We start from the raw sequence: 18,797 nt of genomic DNA, 5'->3' as shown, positions 1-18,797 counted from the left end.
CGAGGCTCCCGGGTGGCCGGTGACCGATCCATTGGACCGCATTTGATGGCCGGGCGAATAACCAGACGCGCCGCTGCTACCTGCAACAGATCCGTTGCCCTGAAATGAATGACCCGGCGAGAAGCTGGATGCGCCACCACCAAAGCCCGCTCCCGGACCGCGCGCATGGGCCGCCGACGTTACAGCGACCAACGCAGCCGCGATCACCAACACCTTTTTCACTTGATCCACCCTTTCTTCTTGATCGGCCGCCAAACGATTCGGCGGCCGTCCCGGATCGGAAAAGTGGAATAGAGCCTCAAGCTGACACCAGTCTTACAGACAGTCGGAGTCACCGCACGCGCCTTTTGCCTGTTCAGCGGCGGTTCATGCGGCCTCACCAAATTTGATTGCGGGCTGGTTTCACAAAGTCACTACGGAGAAACTGCATGTTCAATCGTCGGATGATGACGGCGTTCGTCATCGGCGCGAGCCTCTTGGCCACGGCCGGACTGGCCGCGGCCAAGAACGCCCATCACAACAATGGCCATAACCTTCTTGGCGAGAAGATTCACAAAAACGGGAAGCACGAAATCGGCAAGATCGGCAACAACCCTGTCGTTGCGGAAGTGAGCAATGACAAGGTCGTGAGAATGAGCGCCGGGAGCCTGCCTGTGCAGAAAGTGAAGTCGAGCAAGAAAATGGCGGGTGCCGACACGACCCAGGTTGCCGCGAACGGTCCGATCAAACTTGCGCAGGTGACGGACTATTACGGATACTGTTTCGACACCGGCGTCGATGTCGAATGCTATTGGTATCCAGCCACGGATGTGATCGTAACCGATCCGTGGGCGCCTTATCCGTATTGAGCTCTAGCCAAGAAAAGACCCGCGACGAGGCCCGCCGTTATTGGCGGGCCTTTTTGTTGCAACGGGAGGGCGCGGCCCCGGACCCCTGGGGTAGTGGGGGCTGGGCCCGAGGCCGCGCTTGCCTCGCGCTGGCGCATCCAAGGTCACCCAATGGCGATACGATGCGCAAGGTGCCGAAAGTCATATGCCGCAGTGGCGCGCCGCGACATCACCGCAAACGCTCAGCGCCGCCCCAGCGGAGTATGATCGCGCGGACGGCGCTGGCTCAGTCTCCGGGCAAGGGCAATTTCCCGGACGCCCCATAGCAGCACAGATGCCGCTCACGCTGTCAGTGACAAAAGGGCACTTGTCACAGCCGGCGCAGCATTTGTTTTCGTACCTTGTTCACGTGCAAGGCGCGCCGCCCATTGTCCGCAGCCGGTTGCGTCTAGCCGGCGCCCCGACTTGGCCGCGCCATAACGGGAGAAATCATGATGGCTGACGAGGCGAAACTGCTTTGAGGTCCTTGCCGAACTACGTGAAGCGCTGGAGATCGACGCCACGGAAAGCTGCAGGTCGATCAACGGACACGCGATCTTCTGCACAAGGCCTTGAAGGTCCGCCGGGATCGAGAGCAGCGCAGGATGGAGGCGCGCGATGATCGCCGGCCCTGCTCTGCGAATGGTGCTGGCGATCCCGGGAAGACTCGAACTTCCGACCTACGGTTTAGGAAACCGTCGCTCTATCCGGCTGAGCTACGGGACCGCGAGCCCGCAGACCAACGGGCGTGGCCCTCCCATAGCAGAGCCGTCGCCGGATCGCCAGCCTGCGCCGACACCCGGCATGCATGAAGTCGTAGGTATTTCAGCCGCGCACGTTGCGGACGCCGTCCGCGAGCCGGTTCCTACGCCGCCTGCCCGGCCGGCTTCGATGACGACCCAACCGCGGTCGCGGCGCAGCGGGCCGGCAGGTACTCGATCGCCTCGTCCTTGATCGAGCCGAAGCGCAGGCTGACGATGTCGAGCGCATAGTTCTGGTGCATGGCGCAGGCCTTTGGTGATCTCGCCAATCCCGCGCGTCACACCAAAATCGTCAACCAGCCTGATCGTTGAGCCGGATCGACAGCCATCGCGGACCGTGGCCGGGCGTCTGCGTGACCTCCGTCACGTTGCGCCGGGCTTCCAGGATATCGCGCGGCAGCTACATTCGCGGCGTCGATTTTGCTTGCAAGTTCGGCGGCGCCGGTTTTCTTAAGCACGGTACCGTGCGTATACACGCGCGGTAGGTTTGACTGGCGAAACGAAGGGTTTTGGCATCGGTCGGAGGGTGAGCCTTGGTCGACCTGCGCAAGCTTGACGATGTGACCGCGCGCCTCGGAGACGTGGTTCTCGATCCTGCGCGTTGGCCGACCTTCATGGACGAGGTCTGCGCTGCCGTCGGCGCGACCGGCGCCGCGATGCTGCAGAGCGACGTCCGCACCGAGGACATTCCCCGCACCGAATCGGTCGACGATTATTTCACCAGGGTCTACTTCCCCAACAACCTGCATCTCACCGACATCCGCGCGGCGCGCGGCGTGCCGCGGCTGCTTGGTGGCGCCGATGTCGTCACCGACGCCGATCTGTTCGAGTCCGAGCGCGAGATGCTGCGCGATCCGCTCTACGCCAGTCTCGGCGAGTTCGGCCTGAAATGGTTTGCCGCCGTCGGCTTCCGCGCCGGCCCTGCGCTATGGGGATTGACCATCCAGCGCTCGCCGAAGCAAGGCATGTTCGATGCCGACGAGGTCAAGGCGCTGTCACGGCTGTCGACACGGCTGACGGAGGCCGCGACGCTGTCGACCGTCGTCGGCCGCTCCGCGATCTCGGGCATCACCAGCGCGCTCGGCCTGATCCAGGTCGCGGCGATCGCGGTCGGCCGCTTCGGCGTCGTCATCGGCACGAACGGCCAGGCGGGCGCCTGCCTCGGCGACGACCTTGCGATCCGCAACAACCGCCTGACGCTCCGCGACCGGCAGGCCAATGCCGACCTGACCCGGTTGATCGATCAGCTCGACCACACCTCGGACCTGCTCACGGTGCCGTCCTCGCCGATCGTGGTGCGCCGGCTCGACAGGCGGCCGATCGTGATCCAGATGCAGCCGGTGCCTCCCGCGGCACGCTCGCCGTTTCTCGGCGCACGCGCGATCCTCCTGATCCGCGATCTCGAAGGCAGCGTCGCCTTCGATCAGGCGCTGCTGGCTGCGACCTTCGAGCTGACGCCGGCGCAGGCACGCCTCGCCGCACGGCTCGCACGCGGCGATTCGGTCGAGGACGCAGCACGCGAGGCCGGCGTTGCGCTCGCCACCGCCCGCAACCAGCTCAAGTCGATCTTCCAGAAGACCGGCACGCACCGGCAGGCGGAGCTCGTCGCGCTGCTGCACAGGGTGAAGTGAGCGCGGCCGCGGGCTGCCGCCAGGCGCAGCTTTGCGGCGCGCGAACTCTCGCGGCAATCGGAGACATTGCGGAGCGGGGTCTCAAAGTTCCTCGTCACTGTGAAGGCAGCATGACGGCTCCACACAAGGGAACCCGCCTTTGATATTGAGAATACACGTCAATTTTGATCGTTGTGTCCCATCCGTCACACCTGGATGCGAACTGGAATCCATCTACAAGCAGCGTGACAAGCTGCCCCAAAATGGCAAAAATTGGCGCAAATCGTGACCGCTGATTTGCATCGGGGTTTCGTTCGTGACTGCGAGCCGTTCATCGGCGTTTGCCATTGCCGCAGTGACCGCCTGCCTTGAGCTGGCGCCAGTGACCGCGCATGCGCAGTGGTGGCGCAGCGGGCCGAAGGACTTCGAGGATTGCGCCGATATCGCCGAGAAGGCGAAGACGAAGGAAGACAAGACCGCGCAGCTCGGCGAGTGCAACGCCAAGTTTGCTGGACGCCGCAAGCCCGGCGGCGGCTACACCTATTACGACTTCATGCAGGACCGCAGCTTCGACATCGCGGGTCCCAATCCGACGCGGGACGAGCAGAAGAAGATCGACCAGGAATATACCGTCTATCTCGAGAAGCAGCGTCGCTCGAACATCGTCGCAGCGTTCAACGCCAAGCAGCTTCAGCAAGAGGAAAAGCTGCAGCAAGAGCAGCAGCAGCAACAACCGCCACAGCAACAAGCGCAGCACAAACGGATCCAGGTCACGATGCGCAGCGAACCGGTACGCGTGCCCGTCCCGGTCGCAAGCCCGGTCAAGCAGGCCGCGCGCATCAGGGCTGCGCACTGCGCCAAGAACTCATTCTCGTGCGAATGGCCGCGACTGTCGCAAAGCCTCGATGATCTCAAGAAGCTGTTCACTTTTCAGCCATCGACACCAGGACGGCCGGCGAAGCGAAGCTGATCTCTCTCCCATTCCTCCCGCACGCAACGGGCGCAGCCGAGGGTCTCGCTGGCGCGAACCGCGATCAGACGCCGCGGCATCAATTGCTGATCACCATCGCCCAGAACCTGCGGTACGGCGACTTCGCATTGTCCACGAATGCGACCCCGACGCGCTTTGCGTCGGGCATCAACAGGTTCTCGCGGTGACCGGCCGAGCTTTGCCACTGCTTCAGCATCTCGGCGAAGGCGATGAAGCCAGCGCCGATATTCTCGGCCGCGCGCTGCTTCTTCAACGGCGCAATGCGCGAGAAGAAGCTGCCACCCGCCGAATGGCTCACCGAGCCGGTCGCCGACATCGCCCGTGCCTGCCGCAACACCATCGCATTCAGCTTCGCGTCGAGCCTCACCCTGGACATGCCGTGAGCGCGCCGATAGGCGCTGAGGACGCCGGCATAGTCGGCCGCGCTTGCAGCGGTGGTCAGGCCCAGCACAAAGCCAAGCACGAGAACGAACAACTTCATTTCGGAACGTCTCTTTCAAGAGGTCGCTGAGAACTACAGAGGATCAATGCGTGCGGCTACGCTTGTGGTGCCGCGGCGCGATGTGCCTAGCAGCGGGCACGGGCCGCTCGCTTGACGCCGCCATCCGCGCACGCTGCTCCTGCAGCCGCGCGTCATAGCCCGGCGACGGGATCACGGTCGGTGGCGCGGCCTGCGCAGACCACGCAGCGAACGCCGCAAGCGCGACAAGCACGATGCAAACCGGTTTCATGGCTTCCTCCTTCCCACACGCGGCACCACCTAGTGTCACCGCGATCATAACCCTACGCCGCGCGGATCTGCTGCGGCGTCAGCCCCGGCGAGCCCTTGCCGTCGGCCTCCGCTGTCCGGATCAGTTGAATGACACGGCGCGACAACGGCACGTCAAGCCCGCGGCGATCGGCGATCGCGGTGATCACGCCCTGCAGATAATCGATCTCGGTGCGGCGGCCGCGTTGCAGATCCTCCCACATCGAGGAGCGCGCCTCGGGATCGATCTTCATGGTGCGGCCGAGCAGCATCGTAAACAGCGGGTCCGGCAGCCGCAGCAAAGGCGGCATGCAGCTCGAGGGCAGCGGCGTCGGCGACACCGGCGTGATGCCTTCGGCGCGGACGGCGGCCATTCCCTCCGCCATCTGATCGGCGAGCAGGCGCCGCCAGTCGCGTTGCGCGAGTTGCTGGCGCAGCGGAATGTTGGAGAGCGCGTTCAGCGCATTGTTGAGATTGACGATCAGCTTGCCCCACCGCACGCCGTCGATGTCGGAGGTCGCGCGGATGGCAAGGCCCGGCGCCGACAGACGTGCGGCGGTGCCGGCGTCGTCACGGGCGATCACGATGTCGCCCGAGGTCGAGCGATGGAAGCGGCCGTCGCCGAACGGGACCACGTTGAACGGCACCATGCCGCCGAGCACGCTCCGGCCCGGCAGCCGCTCGCGCAGCAGCGGCACATTGCCGACGCCGTTTTGCAAACTGATCACCACGATATCGGACGGTGCATGGCGCGCGATGAGGTCGGCCATCTCGCGTGTATCGGCGCTCTTCACCGTGACCAGCACCACCTGAGCATCGCGCAAGATCGACGGATCGTCGGACAGCGTGAGGCGGTCCGCTGCGACAACCTGCTCGGAGCGGTCGACATCGGTGACCCGCAAGCCGCGGGCCGTGATTTCCTCGACCACGCGCGGCCGCGCCAGCAGTGCGACGCGGCGGCCGGACGCCGCCAGCATGCCGCCGACGAAGCAGCCGATGCTGCCGGCGCCCGCAATGCCGATCGGCCGGTCGTTGTTCATCTCGCCGAACATCCGTTCATCAAAGCTCGATAGCAGACCTGGCATTGGCTGCCTATCGACCGCGCCGCTGGTTGCCAACGCCCCGCCTTGTAACCGTCACGAGCGGCCGTTATGTTTCTGCCGCGGGGCACGGTTGCTGCAGGAGACAATCATGGGTTTACTCGACGTACTCAACGGCATGCAGAACGGGCCCCGCGGTCCGAGTGCGCCAAGCACACAATCCGACAGCTCCAGTGGTGGGGGAATGTCGCCGATGACGATGGCCATCCTGGCGCTGCTTGCCTGGAAAGCCGTCAAGCATTTCACCGGCAGCAACCAGCCGGGTACCGCAGCGCCGGCACCGACGCCGTCACAGGCTCCGCCGCTCCCCGGCAACGTGACCGCGGGACTTCCCGGCGGGTCCGGCGGCGGACTCTCTGATGTGCTCAAGAGCGGCCTCGGCGGACTGCTCGCAGGCGGCGCGGCCGGCACTGTGCTGAGCGGCGGCCTCGGCGACCTGCTCAACCAACTTCAGCAGACGGGGCATGGCGACGCGGCAAATTCCTGGGTCAGCAACGGTCCCAACAAGCAGATCTCGCCTGGCGATCTCGCCAACGCGCTCGGCGCCGACCAGATCGATTCGTTGGCATCGCAGAGCGGCATGTCGCGCGACGATTTGCTGCAGGGCCTGAGCCAGTATCTGCCCGACGTGATCAATCACCTGACGCCGGACGGGCGGCTGCCGAGCGGCGACGAACTGCACGGCAGGCTGTGACGGCGGCGGTTTGATTCCATCCGAGGAGGACCACTGACATGGGCGGCATCATCTGGGTCATCATCGTCGGCTTTGTCGCAGGGATCATCGCGCGGTTCCTGTCGCCGGGGCCGAACAATCCAAGCGGCTTCATTCTCACCACAGTGCTCGGCATCGCCGGTGCGTTTCTCGCAACCTGGGTCGGCCAGGCGATCGGCCATTACGGTCCCGAGCAGGGCGCCGGCTTCATCACCGCCACGATCGGCGCGCTGGTGGTGCTGTTCATCTGGAACCGGCTGGTCGCGGCGGGCGTGGTCTCCGATCCCGGCAACAAATAAGAGCAGGCGCGAAGACCGCTTCAACAACGTCATGCCCGGGCTTGTCCCGGGCATTTACGTCTTTGCAACGGCTCAGCGGGACGATGGATGGCCGGGCATAAGCCTGCGGAAGCGACGCTGTCTCTCGGCTATGTCCTGCCATCCACAGAGACGCCTTTACTGAATCAAATGCATGCCGGCGTCCATGCGAACGAACTCACCGGTCATGTTGCTCGACGCCGGGCTTGCCAGGAAGCAGACCAGGTTGGCGATATCCTCCGCCGTCGACGCGACCTTCAGCGGCACCCGCGCCACCACGGCATCGCGCACCTGCTTGGCGCCCGCCTCGCCGCGGCCCTTGGTGAACCACGGCGTATCGATATAGCCCGGGCAAACCGTGTTGACGCGGATCAGGGGCGCCAGCGCGCGCGCCAGCGACTGCGTCATGGTGTTGAGCGCGCCCTTGCTCGCGGCATAGGCGACCGACGAACCACCGCCGGAAATGCCGGCGATCGAGGAGACGTTCACCACCGCCGACGGCCGGCCTGATGCCTTCGCGCCGGTTTCCAGCAGCGCACGCGCGGCGCGGACCATCTGGAACGGGCCGATGGTGTTGACGGCATAGATGCGCTGGAAGTCTTCCGCCGACAGCCCGTCGAGATCGTGATGCGGCACATGCTTGGTGGTGCCGGCATTGTTGACCAGCACGTCGAGCCGGCCCCAACCTTGCGCCGCGGCGGCAATCTTCTTGCAGTCCTCGTCGCGCGAGACGTCGCCCTGCACCACCAGCACCTCGGCGCCCTGCTTGCGGCAGGCTTCCGCGGTCGCCTCAGCCTCCGCCTTGCTGTTGGAATAGTTGATGATGATGCGCGCGCCGTCCGTGGCGAGGATTTGCGCCGTAGCAGCACCGAGCCCCGATGCGGACCCGGTCACGATCGCGCACAAACCTTCCTTCGACATCTGCGTTTCCTTTTTGTTGTTCTGGTCCAGTTCAATTCCGGACCGTCGGATACCACATCGCGCGGAGAAATACCTGCAAATCAGCAAGGCCCTTACGCATAGGCGTCCGGCCCCTTTCGCAGGCTCGCCCACTGCGCATCGTCGTGGCCGCAGATGATCTTGACGCCGGCGGCCTCGAGCTTCGCGATCTCGTCGAGCGATTTCAGGAACTGATCGACATCGAGGCTATTCCTCGGGGAAGTTCGCTGGTCGAGATTCGCGCGCACGCTCAGCGCGTCGGAAGCGAGCAGGAATTCGCCGCTCTTGTCGAGCTTGACCAGCGCGCCGGTCGTTCCCTTGGAGTGTCCGGGCAGCGGGATCAGGGTCAGCTTGCCGTCGCCGAACACGTCCGTCTGCCGGTCGAAGATTTCCATCTTCAGCGGATGATCCCAATCCGCCTTGATGTATCCGCGATCGAACGCATCAGGCGCATTCGCAGCCTCGATCTCGAGCGCGTGGACGAAAATCGTCGCCTTCTTGAAGAAGGCGTTGCAGCCGCAATGATCGGTGTGCAGGTGGGAACAGATCACGACATCGATGTCGTGGGGGCCGAGGCCGACCGCCTTGAGACTCGTCAGCACATGATCGCCCGCTGGCATGATCGGATTCATGTACTTGGCGAGCGTGCCGAGCCGACCTTCGAGATCGGTCGCAACGTCGGGATGACATCCGGTATCGAACAGCACATTGCCCTGAGCGTGCCGGATGAGCGCGCATGACACCGGAAGCTCGAACATCTCACCACGCGCGGCGTCGGGCAGATAGGTCCGCTTCGCCATCCTGAGCCGGCCGCCCGACAACATATGCATCTTCATCACGTCACCCCTGATGCCTCAAACTACATATGAGTTTTATGGAAACTCATAATGGATTTGACAGCAGATTAATCTCCCTTATAGCTTCCGCGCAACGCCGCGATCGCGGCAACGCGCTCAACGAAGCAGCTCTCGTCGACCGGCATCGTTGACATCGACTCGCGGCCACCCGAGGGAAACGACGCCACGATGTACACCGTGTTCAGCGTGTTCGCTGCGACTGCCGATGCTGCGGCGTTCAGATCCTTCCTTTGCATTCCCGCGCGTCCCGATCGCGCCTATTTTCCCGATGGCATCGAGCTGTCCTATGGCGACATTGCGCGGCAGGTCTGTGCGCTGCGCGATCAGTACCGCGCGGCCGGCTTCGGCCACGGACACCGCGCCTGCCTGTTGCTGGAGAACCGGCCTGATTTCATCGTGCATTGGCTGGCGCTCAACGGCCTCGGCGTCTCGATCGTTCCGATTAATCCGGCCTACCGCGCAGCGGAAATCGAATATCTGATCGCGCATGCCGAGCCTGATCTGATCGTCACGCTGCCTGATCAGAAGGAATTGCAGAAGGCGCTGGGCGGCGCGGTGCCGCTGCTTGCGGTGTCGGGCGACGATCTCGGCGTGAGCGTGACGCGAATCCCGCTGACGAAGCGGCCGCCGCCGCGCGCCGACGATCCCGGAAGCGACACCGAGGCCGCGCTGCTCTACACCTCCGGCACGACGGCGCGGCCAAAGGGATGCATTCTCACCAACGAATACGTGGTCGGCGCCGGCCGCTGGTACGCAAGCCGCGGCGGCGAGGCGACCTATCATGTCGGCACCGAGCGCCTGTACAGTCCGCTGCCGCTGTTCCACATGGCCGGCCTCACGCTGACGACGATGGCGATGATGCTGACCGGTGGCTGCCTGATCCTGCCGGAGCGTTTCAATGCAAAGTTCGCCTGGCGCGACATCGTCACCTGCCGGGCAACGGTGCTGCATTATCTCGGCGTGATCGTCGCGGCCCTGCTCGCCCAGCCCGAGACGCCGGACGAGAACGCCCACGCGCTGCGCTTTTCGATGGGCGTCGGTGCCAATCCCGAGCAGCGCGCGAGCGCCCGCGCGCGCTTCGGCATTCCCTTCGTCGAGGGCTGGGGCATGACGGAGACCGGACGCAGCCCGTTCAACACGGTCGAGCCGCGGCATCTCGAGACCAACACCATCGGCCGCAGCGAGCCCGGCCTCGAGATGACGATTCTGGATGCCGATGGCAATGCAGTGCCGAAAGGCATGATTGGCGAACTCTGCGTGCGCCACTCCGACGCAACGCCGCGGCGCGGCTTCTTCTCAGGCTATTTGAAAGACCCGGAGGCCACCGAGCAGGCGCGGCGCGGCGGCTGGTTCCACACCGGCGACAGCGCCTGGCAGCACGATGACGGCGCCTTCGTGTTCGTCGACCGCCTGAAGCACCTGGTGCGGCGCGCCGGCGAGAACATCTCCGCGGCCGAGGTCGAGGCCGTGCTGACGACGTCTCGACTGGTCAAGCAGGCAGCGATCGTCGCCGCGCGCGATCCGATCCGCGACGAGGAAGTCGCGGCCTTCATCGTGCTCAATGACGGCGCCGATGCTTCGCACGCGCTGGCGCAGGAGATTTTCCGGTTCTGCCGCGAGCGCCTCGCGCCATTCAAGCTGCCGGCCTGGATCGCCTTCGTCGCGGAGTTGCCGCTAACCTCGACCAACAAGATCCAGAAACACGCGCTGCTCGGCGCGGACAAAGACCCGCAATCGCATCCAGGCATGATCGACCTGCGGCAAGACAAGACCAACGCCATAAGACAGCCCAGCTAGAGGAAACGAACAACAATGACATCGACTTTCCGAGGGATCGCCGCGGGCGCCGCAGTCCTGTCGGCCGCCTTCGCCACCCCATCCCATGCGCAAATCTCCGACGACATGGTGAAGATCGGCGTGCTGACCGACCAGGCCGGACTCTACGCCGACGCGACCGGCCCCGGATCGGTCGAAGCGGTGCGGATGGCGATCGCGGATTTCGGCGGCAAGGTTCTGGGCAAGCCGATCACGATGGTCGATGCCGATCACCAGAACAAGGCCGATGTCGGCGCCGGCATCGCGCGGCGCTGGTATGAGCAGGAGAATGTCGACGTCATCGTCGACTTCGCCAATTCCGCCGTGGCGTTCGCCGTGCTCGAACTCACCAAGCAGAAAAACAAGGCGATGCTGGTGTCGTCGGCCGGTTCCTCCGATCTGACCGGGAAAAGTTGCTCGCCGAATTCGGTGCAATGGACCTACAACACCTACGCGCTCGCCAACAGCACCGCGCGCGCCCTTGCCAAGGGCGGCGCCAAGAGCTGGTACTTCGTCACGGTTGATTACGCCTTCGGCCACGCGTTGCGCAACGACGCCGCCAAGACGGTGGAGAAGCTCGGCGGCACTATCGCCGGCGAGGTGCGGCATCCGCTCAACAGCATGGATTTCTCGTCCTATCTGCTGCAGGCCCAGAGCTCGAACGCGGACGTGATCGCTTTCGCCAACACCGGCGGCGATCTCGCCAACTCGATCCGGCAGGCGCAGGAATTCGGGCTTGCCCAGAAGCAGAAGCTGGCAGCCTTCCTGATGCAGACCAGCGACATCCATGCGATCGGCCTGCAGGCGGCCCAGGGGCTGCAGCTCGCAACCGCCTTCTACTGGGACCTCGACGACAAGACCCGCGACTTCGCCGCGCGCTTCATGGCCAAGACCAAGAAGCGGCCGACCATGGTGCAGGCCGGCCTCCACTCCGCGGTCATGACCTACCTCAAGGCGATCGAGAAATCGGGGACCGACGATGGCCCCAAGGTGATCGCCCAGATGAAGGACATGCCGATCGACGACTTCTTTGCCCGTAATGCCTACCTGCGAGAAGACGGCCAGCTCATCCATGACATGTATCTGGTGCAGGTGAAATCGCCCGCGGAGTCCAAGGGCGCCTGGGACTACGAGAAGCTGGTGCAGGTGATTCCGGGCAAGGAGGCGTTTGCGACGTCTGAGGAGAGCGCCTGTCCGCTGCTGAAGAAATGATCGCTCTCACCAACCCGCAACCCACAGGCAAGGCTGGACATCGCATGACCGAACTGCCGCTGCTCTTCACCCCGCTCCGACTGCGCGACCTCGAACTGAAGAACCGGATCATGGTGTCGCCGATGGCGACCTATTCGGCGCGCGGCGGCCACGCCACCGACTGGCACACCGCGCATATCGGCAAGCTCGCGGCCGGCGGCGCCGGCCTCATCTTCGTCGAGCAGAGCTCGGTGAGCGTGCAGGGGCGCATCACCCACGGATGCCTCGGCATCTGGAACGACGCTCAGGTCGCGGGCCACGCCACCCTCGCCGCGCTGATCCACCGCTTCGATGCCAAGGCGGCGATCCAGATCGCGCACAGCGGCAGGAAGGGATCCTCGCAGCGGCCATGGGAAGGCGGCGGCCCGCTCAGTGAGGCCGACATCAAGGCGCGCGGCGAAGAGCCGTGGAAGATCGCGGCATCGAGCAGAATTCCCTTCGACGACGGCTGGCCGGCGCCGCACATGCTGACCGCCGAGGAGATCGATGGCGTGGTGGACCACTTCCGCCAGGCCTTTCGCCGCGCCAGGGCCGCCGGCTACGACATCGTCGAGCTGCACTGCGCACACGGCTATCTGATGCATTCCTTCCTGTCGCCGCTGGCGAACAACCGCAACGACAAATACGGCGGGTCGCGGGAGAACCGCATGCGTCTGCCGCTACGCATCGCACGGATCATGCGCGAGAAATGGCCCGACCATCTGCCGGCCTTCGTGCGCATCTCGTCGGTCGACGGCGTCGATATCGGCTGGTCGATCGAGGACTCGATCGCGTTTGCGACCGAGCTGAAGGCGATCGGCATCGATATGGTCGATTGCTCGTCGGGCGGGATGAAGCTGCCGCGCGGCAATTCGCTGGTATCGCGGACCCCCGGCTTCCAGGTTCCGTTCGCCGAGCGCATCCAGAAGGAGGCCGGCATGCCGACGGTCGCGGTCGGACTGATCCGCGAGGCTGACTACGCGGAAGCCATTTTGCGGGACGGCAAGGCGACGCTTATTGCGCTCGGCCGCGAACTGCTGTGGAATCCGAACTGGCCTGCCCAGATGGCGCTCGCGCTCGGTTGCGATCCGGAGTGGTCGCATTGGCCGGAGCAATATGGCTGGTGGCTGAAGCGGCGGGTGGCGCAGCAGGGACGATAGCGATGCCGGTGGCGAAGAAAGATGTGGCGAGCGCCGGCCCCGCGGCCGGCGCGCGGTCTTGCGACGGCCCCGGCGATACCTCGCGCGATCTTCCGAAGATGGAGAATTCGGTCAAGTCGGCGCGGCGCGTGTTCGACGTGCTCGAATTCTTCGAGGAGCATCAGCGCGCCGCGTCGGCGATCGAGGTTGCGACCGCGCTGAAATTTCCGCAGTCCAGCACCTCGGCGCTGATGCGGACGATGACCGCCTTCGGCTATCTGCACTACGACACCAGCCGTCGGACCTATATCCCGACGCCGCGGGTTTCGATGCTGGGGCACTGGCTGAGCCCGGCGCTTTTCACCAAGGGACGCCTGATCAATTTGATGGAGGACCTCTCCGCGAAGACCGGGGAGACCATCATGGTCGCGGTGCGCAACGGCCTCACCGCGCAATACGTTCATGTCATTCAGGCCAAGCTGCCGATGCGCCTGTATGTCAAATCCGGCACGCTGCGGCCGCTGGCCCGATCCGGATCGGGCTACGCGCTGCTGTCGGCCTATCCGGACCGCGAAGTCCGCCGCCTTGTGCGCCTGATCAACGACAACGAGACGCAGCCCGATCGCCAGATCGACATCAAGGCCTTGCTGCTGGAGCTGAAAAAGGTCCGCGCCAAGGGGCATGCCTTCTCGCTCGGTCTGGTCACGCCGGGCGCCGGCGTCGTTGCCATGAACCTGCCGCCGATCGCGGAATCGAACGAGCCGCTGGTGCTGTGCGTCGCCGGACTGACCGATGCGTTGATCGCGCAGGAAGCCGAACTCGCCGACCTAATGCGGAAGGCGATCCGGTTTCATCTGGCGGACTGAACGGATGTCGCCGACCAACCTGCTCCCGCGCACGGCATACCGACCGAAGTCGCCAAAAATCCACTATGCGGAATTCGCGCGGGCAGTCCGGCTTCATGCCATCAGCGCAAGCGGCCCTGCGGGCAGCGCTTGTCACGGCTATGGCTTTTCCGCATCATTGAGCGCAAGACAGCATCGCAAGCAGGTCTGCCGAGCGGCCGGACCCAAGCCAATCAACAAGAGGAACGCTGTGGCGGAGAGTGAGAACATCGTCGCCGAGACCGCGGAAAAGATCTTCGCCGATCTCGCAGATGCCCAAACCATCAATCACGACAAGCAGGGCGCATGGAAAGCGCCGCTGTGGCAGGCGCTGACGGAAGCCGGCCTGCCGCTCTCCTGGGTGCCGGACGATCTCGGCGGTTCCGGCGCCAGCCTCGCCGAAGGCTTCAGCGTCCTCAACGTCGCCGGGCGGCATGCGATCGCTGTTCCGCTGGCCGAAACAATGCTCGCCGGCTGGCTGCTGACGCAGGCGAAGATCGCCTCCCCCGAAGGCGAGATGACCGTGCTGCCGGCAAGCCCGAAGGACCGCATCACCCTCAATGCCGACGGCAGCCTCTCCGGCCGCGCCCGCGGCGTGCCGTTCGCGAAGGAGGCAAAGCATGTCGCGGTGCTGGCGCACGGCAACGGCGGGGCGTCGATCGCGCTGGTCGACGCCGCGAAATGCCGGATCGAATCCGGCATCGGCCTCGGCGGCGATCACAGCGATACCGTCACGCTCGACAAGGTGCAGCCGATCTCAATCAAGCCGGCCCCGAAGGGTTTTGACCAGACCACGCTGATGCTGATGGGCGGCGTGGTACGGAGCCTGCAGATCGCCGGCGCACTGGAATCGCTGCTGGATATCTCGGTGCGCTATTCCAACGAGCGCGTCGCCTTCGAGAAGAAGATCTCGAAATTCCAGGCCGTGCAGCACAACCTCGCCCGCCTCGCCGGCGAGTCCGCCGCGGCGCTGGCCGCGGCGACCTCGGCAGCCGACACCATCGTCAACGCCACGTCACTGGACAATGACGCGGTGTTCCTCGAAGCGACGTCCGCAAAGATCCGCTGCTCGGAAGCGGCAGAAAAGGGCGGCGGCATCGCGCATCAAGTGCACGGCGCGATCGGCTTCACCGTCGAGCACATCCTGCACCGCTACTCGCTGCGCGCGCTCGCCTGGCGCGACGATTTCGGCTCGGAGAGCTACTGGGCGGTCGAGCTCGGCAAGCGCGTCGCCGACCGTGGCGCCGACGAATTGTGGCCGCTGGTGGCCTCGCGCTGAGATCCGGACATTAGAGACATCACATGACCGCAGCCCTTCGTTTCGATCCGATCCGCCTGCCGGAAAAGTGCGAGCAGCTCCGCAAGGAGGTGCGCGCCTTCCTCGCCGAGGAAATCGCCGCCGGCACCTTCGATCCCCACGCACCCAACCGCGAGGACAATGACGCGCCCGAGTTCTCCCGCCGCGTCGGCGCCAAGGGTTGGCTCGGCATGACCTGGCCGAAGAAATATGGCGGCCAGGAACGCTCGTTCCTCGAACGCTATGTGGTCACCGAGGAGATGCGGGTGGCGAACGCGCCGACCCGGCGCTTCTTCGTCGCCGACCGCCAGAGCGGCCCGGTCCTGCTCAAATACGCGCCCGAGCACATCAAGATGGACATCCTGCCGCGGATCTGCCGCGGCGAGCTCTGCTTCGCCATCGGCATGAGCGAGCCGAACTCCGGCTCGGACCTGTTCGCGGCAAAGACGCGCGCGACCAAGACCGACGGCGGCTATCTGATCAACGGCACCAAGATCTGGACCTCGTCGGCGCACATTGCCGATTACATGATCGCGCTGTTCCGCACCTCGCCGCCGACCAAGGAGAACCGGCGCCACGGCCTGACCCAGTTCCTGGTCAAGATGAAGCAGCCGGGAATCCAGGTGAACCCGATCGGCCAGATTACCGGACAGCGCGAATTCAACGAGGTGGTGTTCACCGACTACTTCGTGCCCGACGATCATGTGCTGGGTGAGATCGACGGCGCCTGGAAGCAGGCGACCAGCGAGCTCGCCTATGAGCGCAGCGGCCCCGAGCGCTTCCTCGAAACCTACTATGTGCTGACCGAGCTGGTGCGTGCCGTCGGCAAGACTCCGGACACCCGCAGCGCGGAAGGCATCGGACGCCTGGTGGCGCAGGTGCACACCATGCGCCGCATGTCGGTGTCGGTCGCCGGCATGTTGCAGGCCGGCAAGGAGCCGGTGGTCGAAGCCTCGATCGTGAAGGACATCGGCACGGTGTGGGAGCAGCAGCTGCCGCATCGCGTCCGTGATCTTGCGGCCTTCGTCGAGGAGACCGCCACCAATCGCGAGACGCTGGAAAAGCAGCTCGATTTCGCCATCAAGACCGCGCCCAAGCTGACGATCCAGGGCGGCACCACCGAGGTGCTGCGCGGCATCATCGCCCGCGGACTGGGCCTGCGCTAACGCCGATGGCACCGACGATCTCACCGCCTGCGCACTTCACCTCTCAGGGAGAGGTCGGCGCGCAGCGCCGGGTGAGGGATCACGGTCCATCGAGAGAGCACACCCCCTCACCCGATTTGCTGGCGCAAATCGACCTCTCCCCTTGGGAGAGGTGAAGATCTCTGCGCCGAGAGATTGAAGCCTTACGGAGACAACAGATGACCAAGTACACTGATATCGGCGTCGAAACCCACGGCCATGTCGGCCTGATCGAAATCCGCAAGCCGCCGCTGAACTTCTTCGACGTCTCGCTGATCAACCAGATCGCCGATGCGCTGGAGGAGTTCGACAACAATATCGAGATCCGTGCTTCGGTGCTCGCAGCGCAAGGCAAGGCGTTCTGCGCCGGCGCCAATTTCGGCGACCCGGCCCGCCAGGAGCAGGAGGAGCGCGCCAAGAGCGATCCGGCCTCGAACCTGCCGATCAACCATCTCTACGTTCAGGCGGTGCGCATCTTCCGCAACAAGAAGCCGATCGTCGCCGCCGTGCACGGCGCCGCGATCGGCGGCGGGCTCGGGCTTGCCGTCTCGGCCGACTTCCGCGTCGCCTGCCCCGAGACGCGCTTCTCGGCGAACTTCACCAAGCTCGGCTTCCATCCCGGTTTCGGCCTCACCGCGACGCTGCCGGAGCTGATCGGCAAGAACAATGCCGAGCTGATGTTCTACACCAGCCGCCGCGTCACGGGCGAGGAAGCCTATCGCTGGGGCCTCGCCAACGTGCTGGTGCCGCAGGACCAGGTGCGGGCTGCCGCGATGAAGCTGGCGCAGGAGATCGCCGAATGCTCGCCGCTCGGGCTCGTGTCCACCCGTGCCACGATGCGTGCCGGCCTCGCCGACCGCGTGCTCGCCGCGACCAACCACGAGCTGGTCGAACAGACCAAGCTGCGCGCCACCGAGGACTTCAAGGAAGGCGTCAAGGCAACCGCCGAGCGCCGCATCGCCAACTTCAAGGGGCGGTAAGCGCGCAAACGCGGCTCCCTCAACACGGTGTCCCGGCGAAGGCCCATAGGCGCTAAGATAGTTGGATTGCTTGATAGCGACGCTTGTGTCTGGGCGGCTCGCGGAGGTGCCGCCGGAGCGTGGAGCGGAGTCTGCGGAGGCAAGCGATTGCGGGCTGGGGAATGATGGCTTGCCGTAGCGAAGCGACGAGCTGGTGCAGGAGACGCCACGCCCCTGGGCGGGTCAGGCGGCGTCGGCCAAGCGGGGAGAGTCCTCGAGTTCGTCGACGAGCGGCTCGAGCAGAAGAATGATCAGCAGATGGGCAAGGATATGGGGTCTGGCGGATCGCTCGTCAGTTCCGGGCGGCCCCTTCAGGCCAATCAAGCTTTTCAGCCGCTTGAAGCCGAGCTCGATGCGCCATCGTAGCCGATAGAGGGCGAAAATGTCGGCAGTCGTGAAGTCCTTTGGTTTGAGTGAGGTCACCAGGATCACCCAATCTGCGGCGTCCAGTGTTTGCCTGGAGAGCTGATGGCCTCCCTTTTGTGCGGTCCGGCGTGCCTTGCGTCGCGCAGCCGCGGCAGCTTGCGCCGGCTTCCTGATCGCAACCAGACGCATGGCGAGCGGCACGCCAGACCTGCGTTTTATCCAGATCGGCCGATCGATCATGCCGCCTGCCGTGGCTTTGCGCAGTTCGGCCGTGAGATCAACCAGACCACCTTCGGCATCAAGCCAACGCGCACTCTTCCAGCCGGACCGGATCACGAAGTCCGCACCGGCATCGAGCAGACGTGCCATGCGCTCGGGCTGCAGATAGGCGCGATCGGCAAGACGGATTTCGCCGGCAACCGCCGGTATCCGATCCAGCGTCTCGCCCCCGCGCTCATCAGTCAATTCGAAGTGACCAAAACGCTCCCGCGGAAGATCGAACGCACTGTGGACACGCCACACCGCGTTCTTGTTCCTGCCGCTCGTCCCAGCCTTGGGGACCGTCGTGGCGTCAACAATGCGGATCAGGCGACCGCGGCTCGCCTTCGGTGCACCGCTCACAAGCGCTTGGCCTACCAGGCGCGCCAGCCAATCCCCGCATTGACGCAAGCGATACAACAGAGCCACGTTGGAGATATCGACAAGGCCCACCGAGGTTGCCCATGCCGTCGTCAACCGCAGACCCCTCTCGCCGAGACAGTACGCCAGGATCAGACGCAGCAAATCGACCGCATTGCTAATCTCTCGCGGGCGGACAAACGCCTTCGTCTCGCGGGCGCTGACCCCGAGAGCATCGGCCCCGCCAAGCCGCGCAACAACACGCGCCCAGTCTTCGTTCACAAGCGATTCGTGCCTCATCCCATCTTGGAATCACAAGCAAATCCAACGCGCAAATCCTATTT

At 64.7% G+C, this 18,797-nt stretch carries 19 protein-coding genes and 1 tRNA gene; 12 read left to right on the top strand and 8 right to left on the bottom strand.

Annotation, left to right across the window (positions count from 1 at the left end; genetic code table 11):
• Positions 1-428 precede the first annotated feature (428 nt).
• Positions 429-848: a hypothetical protein gene (locus tag MTX19_RS03810; RefSeq protein ID WP_280982497.1), complete on the top strand. Its 420-nt coding sequence runs from the start codon at positions 429-431 to the stop codon at positions 846-848.
• Between the two features lie 667 nt (positions 849-1,515).
• On the opposite strand, the gene MTX19_RS03805 is transcribed toward MTX19_RS03810, so the two are convergent.
• Positions 1,516-1,592: transfer RNA gene (locus tag MTX19_RS03805), tRNA-Arg, on the bottom strand.
• A gap of 139 nt (positions 1,593-1,731) precedes the next feature.
• Positions 1,732-1,869 carry a hypothetical protein gene (locus tag MTX19_RS03800; RefSeq protein ID WP_280982496.1) on the bottom strand — a complete coding sequence of 46 codons (138 nt, stop codon included), beginning with the start codon at positions 1,867-1,869 and terminating at the stop codon, positions 1,732-1,734.
• Positions 1,870-2,160: 291 nt separating this feature from the next.
• Here MTX19_RS03800 and MTX19_RS03795 point away from each other — a divergent pair, with 291 nt between their 5' ends.
• Complete coding sequence (locus MTX19_RS03795; protein ID WP_280982495.1) at positions 2,161-3,258, top strand: hypothetical protein; 1,098 nt, start codon at positions 2,161-2,163, stop codon at positions 3,256-3,258.
• A 295-nt stretch (positions 3,259-3,553) separates the two neighbouring features.
• The gene (locus MTX19_RS03790) at positions 3,554-4,207 is read left to right on the top strand and encodes a hypothetical protein (protein WP_280982494.1); all 654 of its coding nucleotides are present in this window, start codon (positions 3,554-3,556) and stop codon (positions 4,205-4,207) included.
• 79 nt (positions 4,208-4,286) lie between these two features.
• Here MTX19_RS03790 and MTX19_RS03785 read toward each other — a convergent pair whose 3' ends face one another.
• From MTX19_RS03785 to MTX19_RS03775, 3 genes are read right to left on the bottom strand one after another with little or no spacing between them, the layout of a single operon-like run.
• A complete protein-coding gene (locus tag MTX19_RS03785) occupies positions 4,287-4,709 on the bottom strand; it encodes a CAP domain-containing protein (protein WP_280982493.1) in 423 nt (140 codons plus the stop codon).
• A 43-nt stretch (positions 4,710-4,752) separates the two neighbouring features.
• Positions 4,753-4,959, bottom strand: a complete 207-nt coding sequence (locus tag MTX19_RS03780; RefSeq protein WP_280982492.1) for a hypothetical protein — start codon at positions 4,957-4,959, stop codon at positions 4,753-4,755.
• Between the two features lie 52 nt (positions 4,960-5,011).
• Positions 5,012-6,016 carry a 2-dehydropantoate 2-reductase gene (locus tag MTX19_RS03775; protein WP_280984685.1) on the bottom strand — a complete coding sequence of 335 codons (1,005 nt, stop codon included), beginning with the start codon at positions 6,014-6,016 and terminating at the stop codon, positions 5,012-5,014.
• A gap of 151 nt (positions 6,017-6,167) precedes the next feature.
• Between MTX19_RS03775 and MTX19_RS03770 the strand changes: the two genes are divergently transcribed.
• Positions 6,168-6,770, top strand: coding sequence for a YidB family protein (locus tag MTX19_RS03770; protein WP_280982491.1), 603 nt, complete (start codon positions 6,168-6,170; stop codon positions 6,768-6,770).
• A gap of 38 nt (positions 6,771-6,808) precedes the next feature.
• Positions 6,809-7,087: a GlsB/YeaQ/YmgE family stress response membrane protein gene (locus tag MTX19_RS03765; protein ID WP_280982490.1), complete on the top strand. Its 279-nt coding sequence runs from the start codon at positions 6,809-6,811 to the stop codon at positions 7,085-7,087.
• Between the two features lie 156 nt (positions 7,088-7,243).
• Here MTX19_RS03765 and MTX19_RS03760 read toward each other — a convergent pair whose 3' ends face one another.
• Complete coding sequence (locus MTX19_RS03760) at positions 7,244-8,026, bottom strand: SDR family oxidoreductase (RefSeq protein ID WP_280982489.1); 783 nt, start codon at positions 8,024-8,026, stop codon at positions 7,244-7,246.
• Positions 8,027-8,118: 92 nt separating this feature from the next.
• Positions 8,119-8,880 carry an N-acyl homoserine lactonase family protein gene (locus MTX19_RS03755; protein ID WP_280982488.1) on the bottom strand — a complete coding sequence of 254 codons (762 nt, stop codon included), beginning with the start codon at positions 8,878-8,880 and terminating at the stop codon, positions 8,119-8,121.
• A gap of 189 nt (positions 8,881-9,069) precedes the next feature.
• Here MTX19_RS03755 and MTX19_RS03750 point away from each other — a divergent pair, with 189 nt between their 5' ends.
• The 7 genes from MTX19_RS03750 (at position 9,070) to MTX19_RS03720 (ending at position 17,430) form a co-directional block, all read left to right on the top strand.
• Entirely contained in the window at positions 9,070-10,698 is a 1,629-nt protein-coding gene (locus MTX19_RS03750) for an AMP-binding protein (RefSeq protein WP_280982487.1), read from the top strand.
• Between the two features lie 15 nt (positions 10,699-10,713).
• Complete coding sequence (locus MTX19_RS03745; protein ID WP_280982486.1) at positions 10,714-11,928, top strand: ABC transporter substrate-binding protein; 1,215 nt, start codon at positions 10,714-10,716, stop codon at positions 11,926-11,928.
• Positions 11,929-11,972: 44 nt separating this feature from the next.
• Positions 11,973-13,106: an NADH:flavin oxidoreductase/NADH oxidase gene (locus MTX19_RS03740; protein WP_280982485.1), complete on the top strand. Its 1,134-nt coding sequence runs from the start codon at positions 11,973-11,975 to the stop codon at positions 13,104-13,106.
• Positions 13,107-13,108: 2 nt separating this feature from the next.
• Complete coding sequence (locus tag MTX19_RS03735) at positions 13,109-13,951, top strand: helix-turn-helix domain-containing protein (protein ID WP_280982484.1); 843 nt, start codon at positions 13,109-13,111, stop codon at positions 13,949-13,951.
• A 229-nt stretch (positions 13,952-14,180) separates the two neighbouring features.
• Entirely contained in the window at positions 14,181-15,248 is a 1,068-nt protein-coding gene (locus MTX19_RS03730; RefSeq protein WP_280985846.1) for an acyl-CoA dehydrogenase family protein, read from the top strand.
• A 23-nt stretch (positions 15,249-15,271) separates the two neighbouring features.
• Positions 15,272-16,432, top strand: coding sequence for an acyl-CoA dehydrogenase family protein (locus MTX19_RS03725; RefSeq protein ID WP_280982483.1), 1,161 nt, complete (start codon positions 15,272-15,274; stop codon positions 16,430-16,432).
• Positions 16,433-16,629: 197 nt separating this feature from the next.
• Positions 16,630-17,430: an enoyl-CoA hydratase/isomerase family protein gene (locus tag MTX19_RS03720; RefSeq protein WP_280982482.1), complete on the top strand. Its 801-nt coding sequence runs from the start codon at positions 16,630-16,632 to the stop codon at positions 17,428-17,430.
• A 222-nt stretch (positions 17,431-17,652) separates the two neighbouring features.
• Here the strand turns inward: MTX19_RS03720 and MTX19_RS03715 are convergent, their stop codons facing one another.
• Entirely contained in the window at positions 17,653-18,735 is a 1,083-nt protein-coding gene (locus MTX19_RS03715) for a transposase (RefSeq protein ID WP_280979716.1), read from the bottom strand.
• Between the last annotated feature and the right edge of the window lie 62 nt (positions 18,736-18,797).

This window comes from Bradyrhizobium sp. ISRA464 (assembly GCF_029910095.1).
Lineage (GTDB): Bacteria > Pseudomonadota > Alphaproteobacteria > Rhizobiales > Xanthobacteraceae > Bradyrhizobium.
This window is presented reverse-complemented; position numbering and strand designations above follow the sequence as displayed.

Excerpts from the sequence above, each read along its gene's own strand:
- MTX19_RS03810 (WP_280982497.1), top strand. The coding sequence starts at position 429 with ATGTTCAATCGTCGGATGATGACGGCGTTCGTCATCGGCGCGAGCCTC.
- MTX19_RS03800 (WP_280982496.1), bottom strand. The coding sequence starts at position 1,869 with ATGCACCAGAACTATGCGCTCGACATCGTCAGCCTGCGCTTCGGCTCG.
- MTX19_RS03785 (WP_280982493.1), bottom strand. The coding sequence starts at position 4,709 with ATGAAGTTGTTCGTTCTCGTGCTTGGCTTTGTGCTGGGCCTGACCACC.
- MTX19_RS03780 (WP_280982492.1), bottom strand. The coding sequence starts at position 4,959 with ATGAAACCGGTTTGCATCGTGCTTGTCGCGCTTGCGGCGTTCGCTGCG.
- MTX19_RS03775 (WP_280984685.1), bottom strand. The coding sequence starts at position 6,016 with ATGAACAACGACCGGCCGATCGGCATTGCGGGCGCCGGCAGCATCGGC.
- MTX19_RS03770 (WP_280982491.1), top strand. The coding sequence starts at position 6,168 with ATGGGTTTACTCGACGTACTCAACGGCATGCAGAACGGGCCCCGCGGT.
- MTX19_RS03765 (WP_280982490.1), top strand. The coding sequence starts at position 6,809 with ATGGGCGGCATCATCTGGGTCATCATCGTCGGCTTTGTCGCAGGGATC.
- MTX19_RS03760 (WP_280982489.1), bottom strand. The coding sequence starts at position 8,026 with ATGTCGAAGGAAGGTTTGTGCGCGATCGTGACCGGGTCCGCATCGGGG.
- MTX19_RS03755 (WP_280982488.1), bottom strand. The coding sequence starts at position 8,880 with ATGAAGATGCATATGTTGTCGGGCGGCCGGCTCAGGATGGCGAAGCGG.
- MTX19_RS03750 (WP_280982487.1), top strand. The coding sequence starts at position 9,070 with ATGTACACCGTGTTCAGCGTGTTCGCTGCGACTGCCGATGCTGCGGCG.
- MTX19_RS03745 (WP_280982486.1), top strand. The coding sequence starts at position 10,714 with ATGACATCGACTTTCCGAGGGATCGCCGCGGGCGCCGCAGTCCTGTCG.
- MTX19_RS03740 (WP_280982485.1), top strand. The coding sequence starts at position 11,973 with ATGACCGAACTGCCGCTGCTCTTCACCCCGCTCCGACTGCGCGACCTC.
- MTX19_RS03735 (WP_280982484.1), top strand. The coding sequence starts at position 13,109 with ATGCCGGTGGCGAAGAAAGATGTGGCGAGCGCCGGCCCCGCGGCCGGC.
- MTX19_RS03725 (WP_280982483.1), top strand. The coding sequence starts at position 15,272 with ATGACCGCAGCCCTTCGTTTCGATCCGATCCGCCTGCCGGAAAAGTGC.
- MTX19_RS03720 (WP_280982482.1), top strand. The coding sequence starts at position 16,630 with ATGACCAAGTACACTGATATCGGCGTCGAAACCCACGGCCATGTCGGC.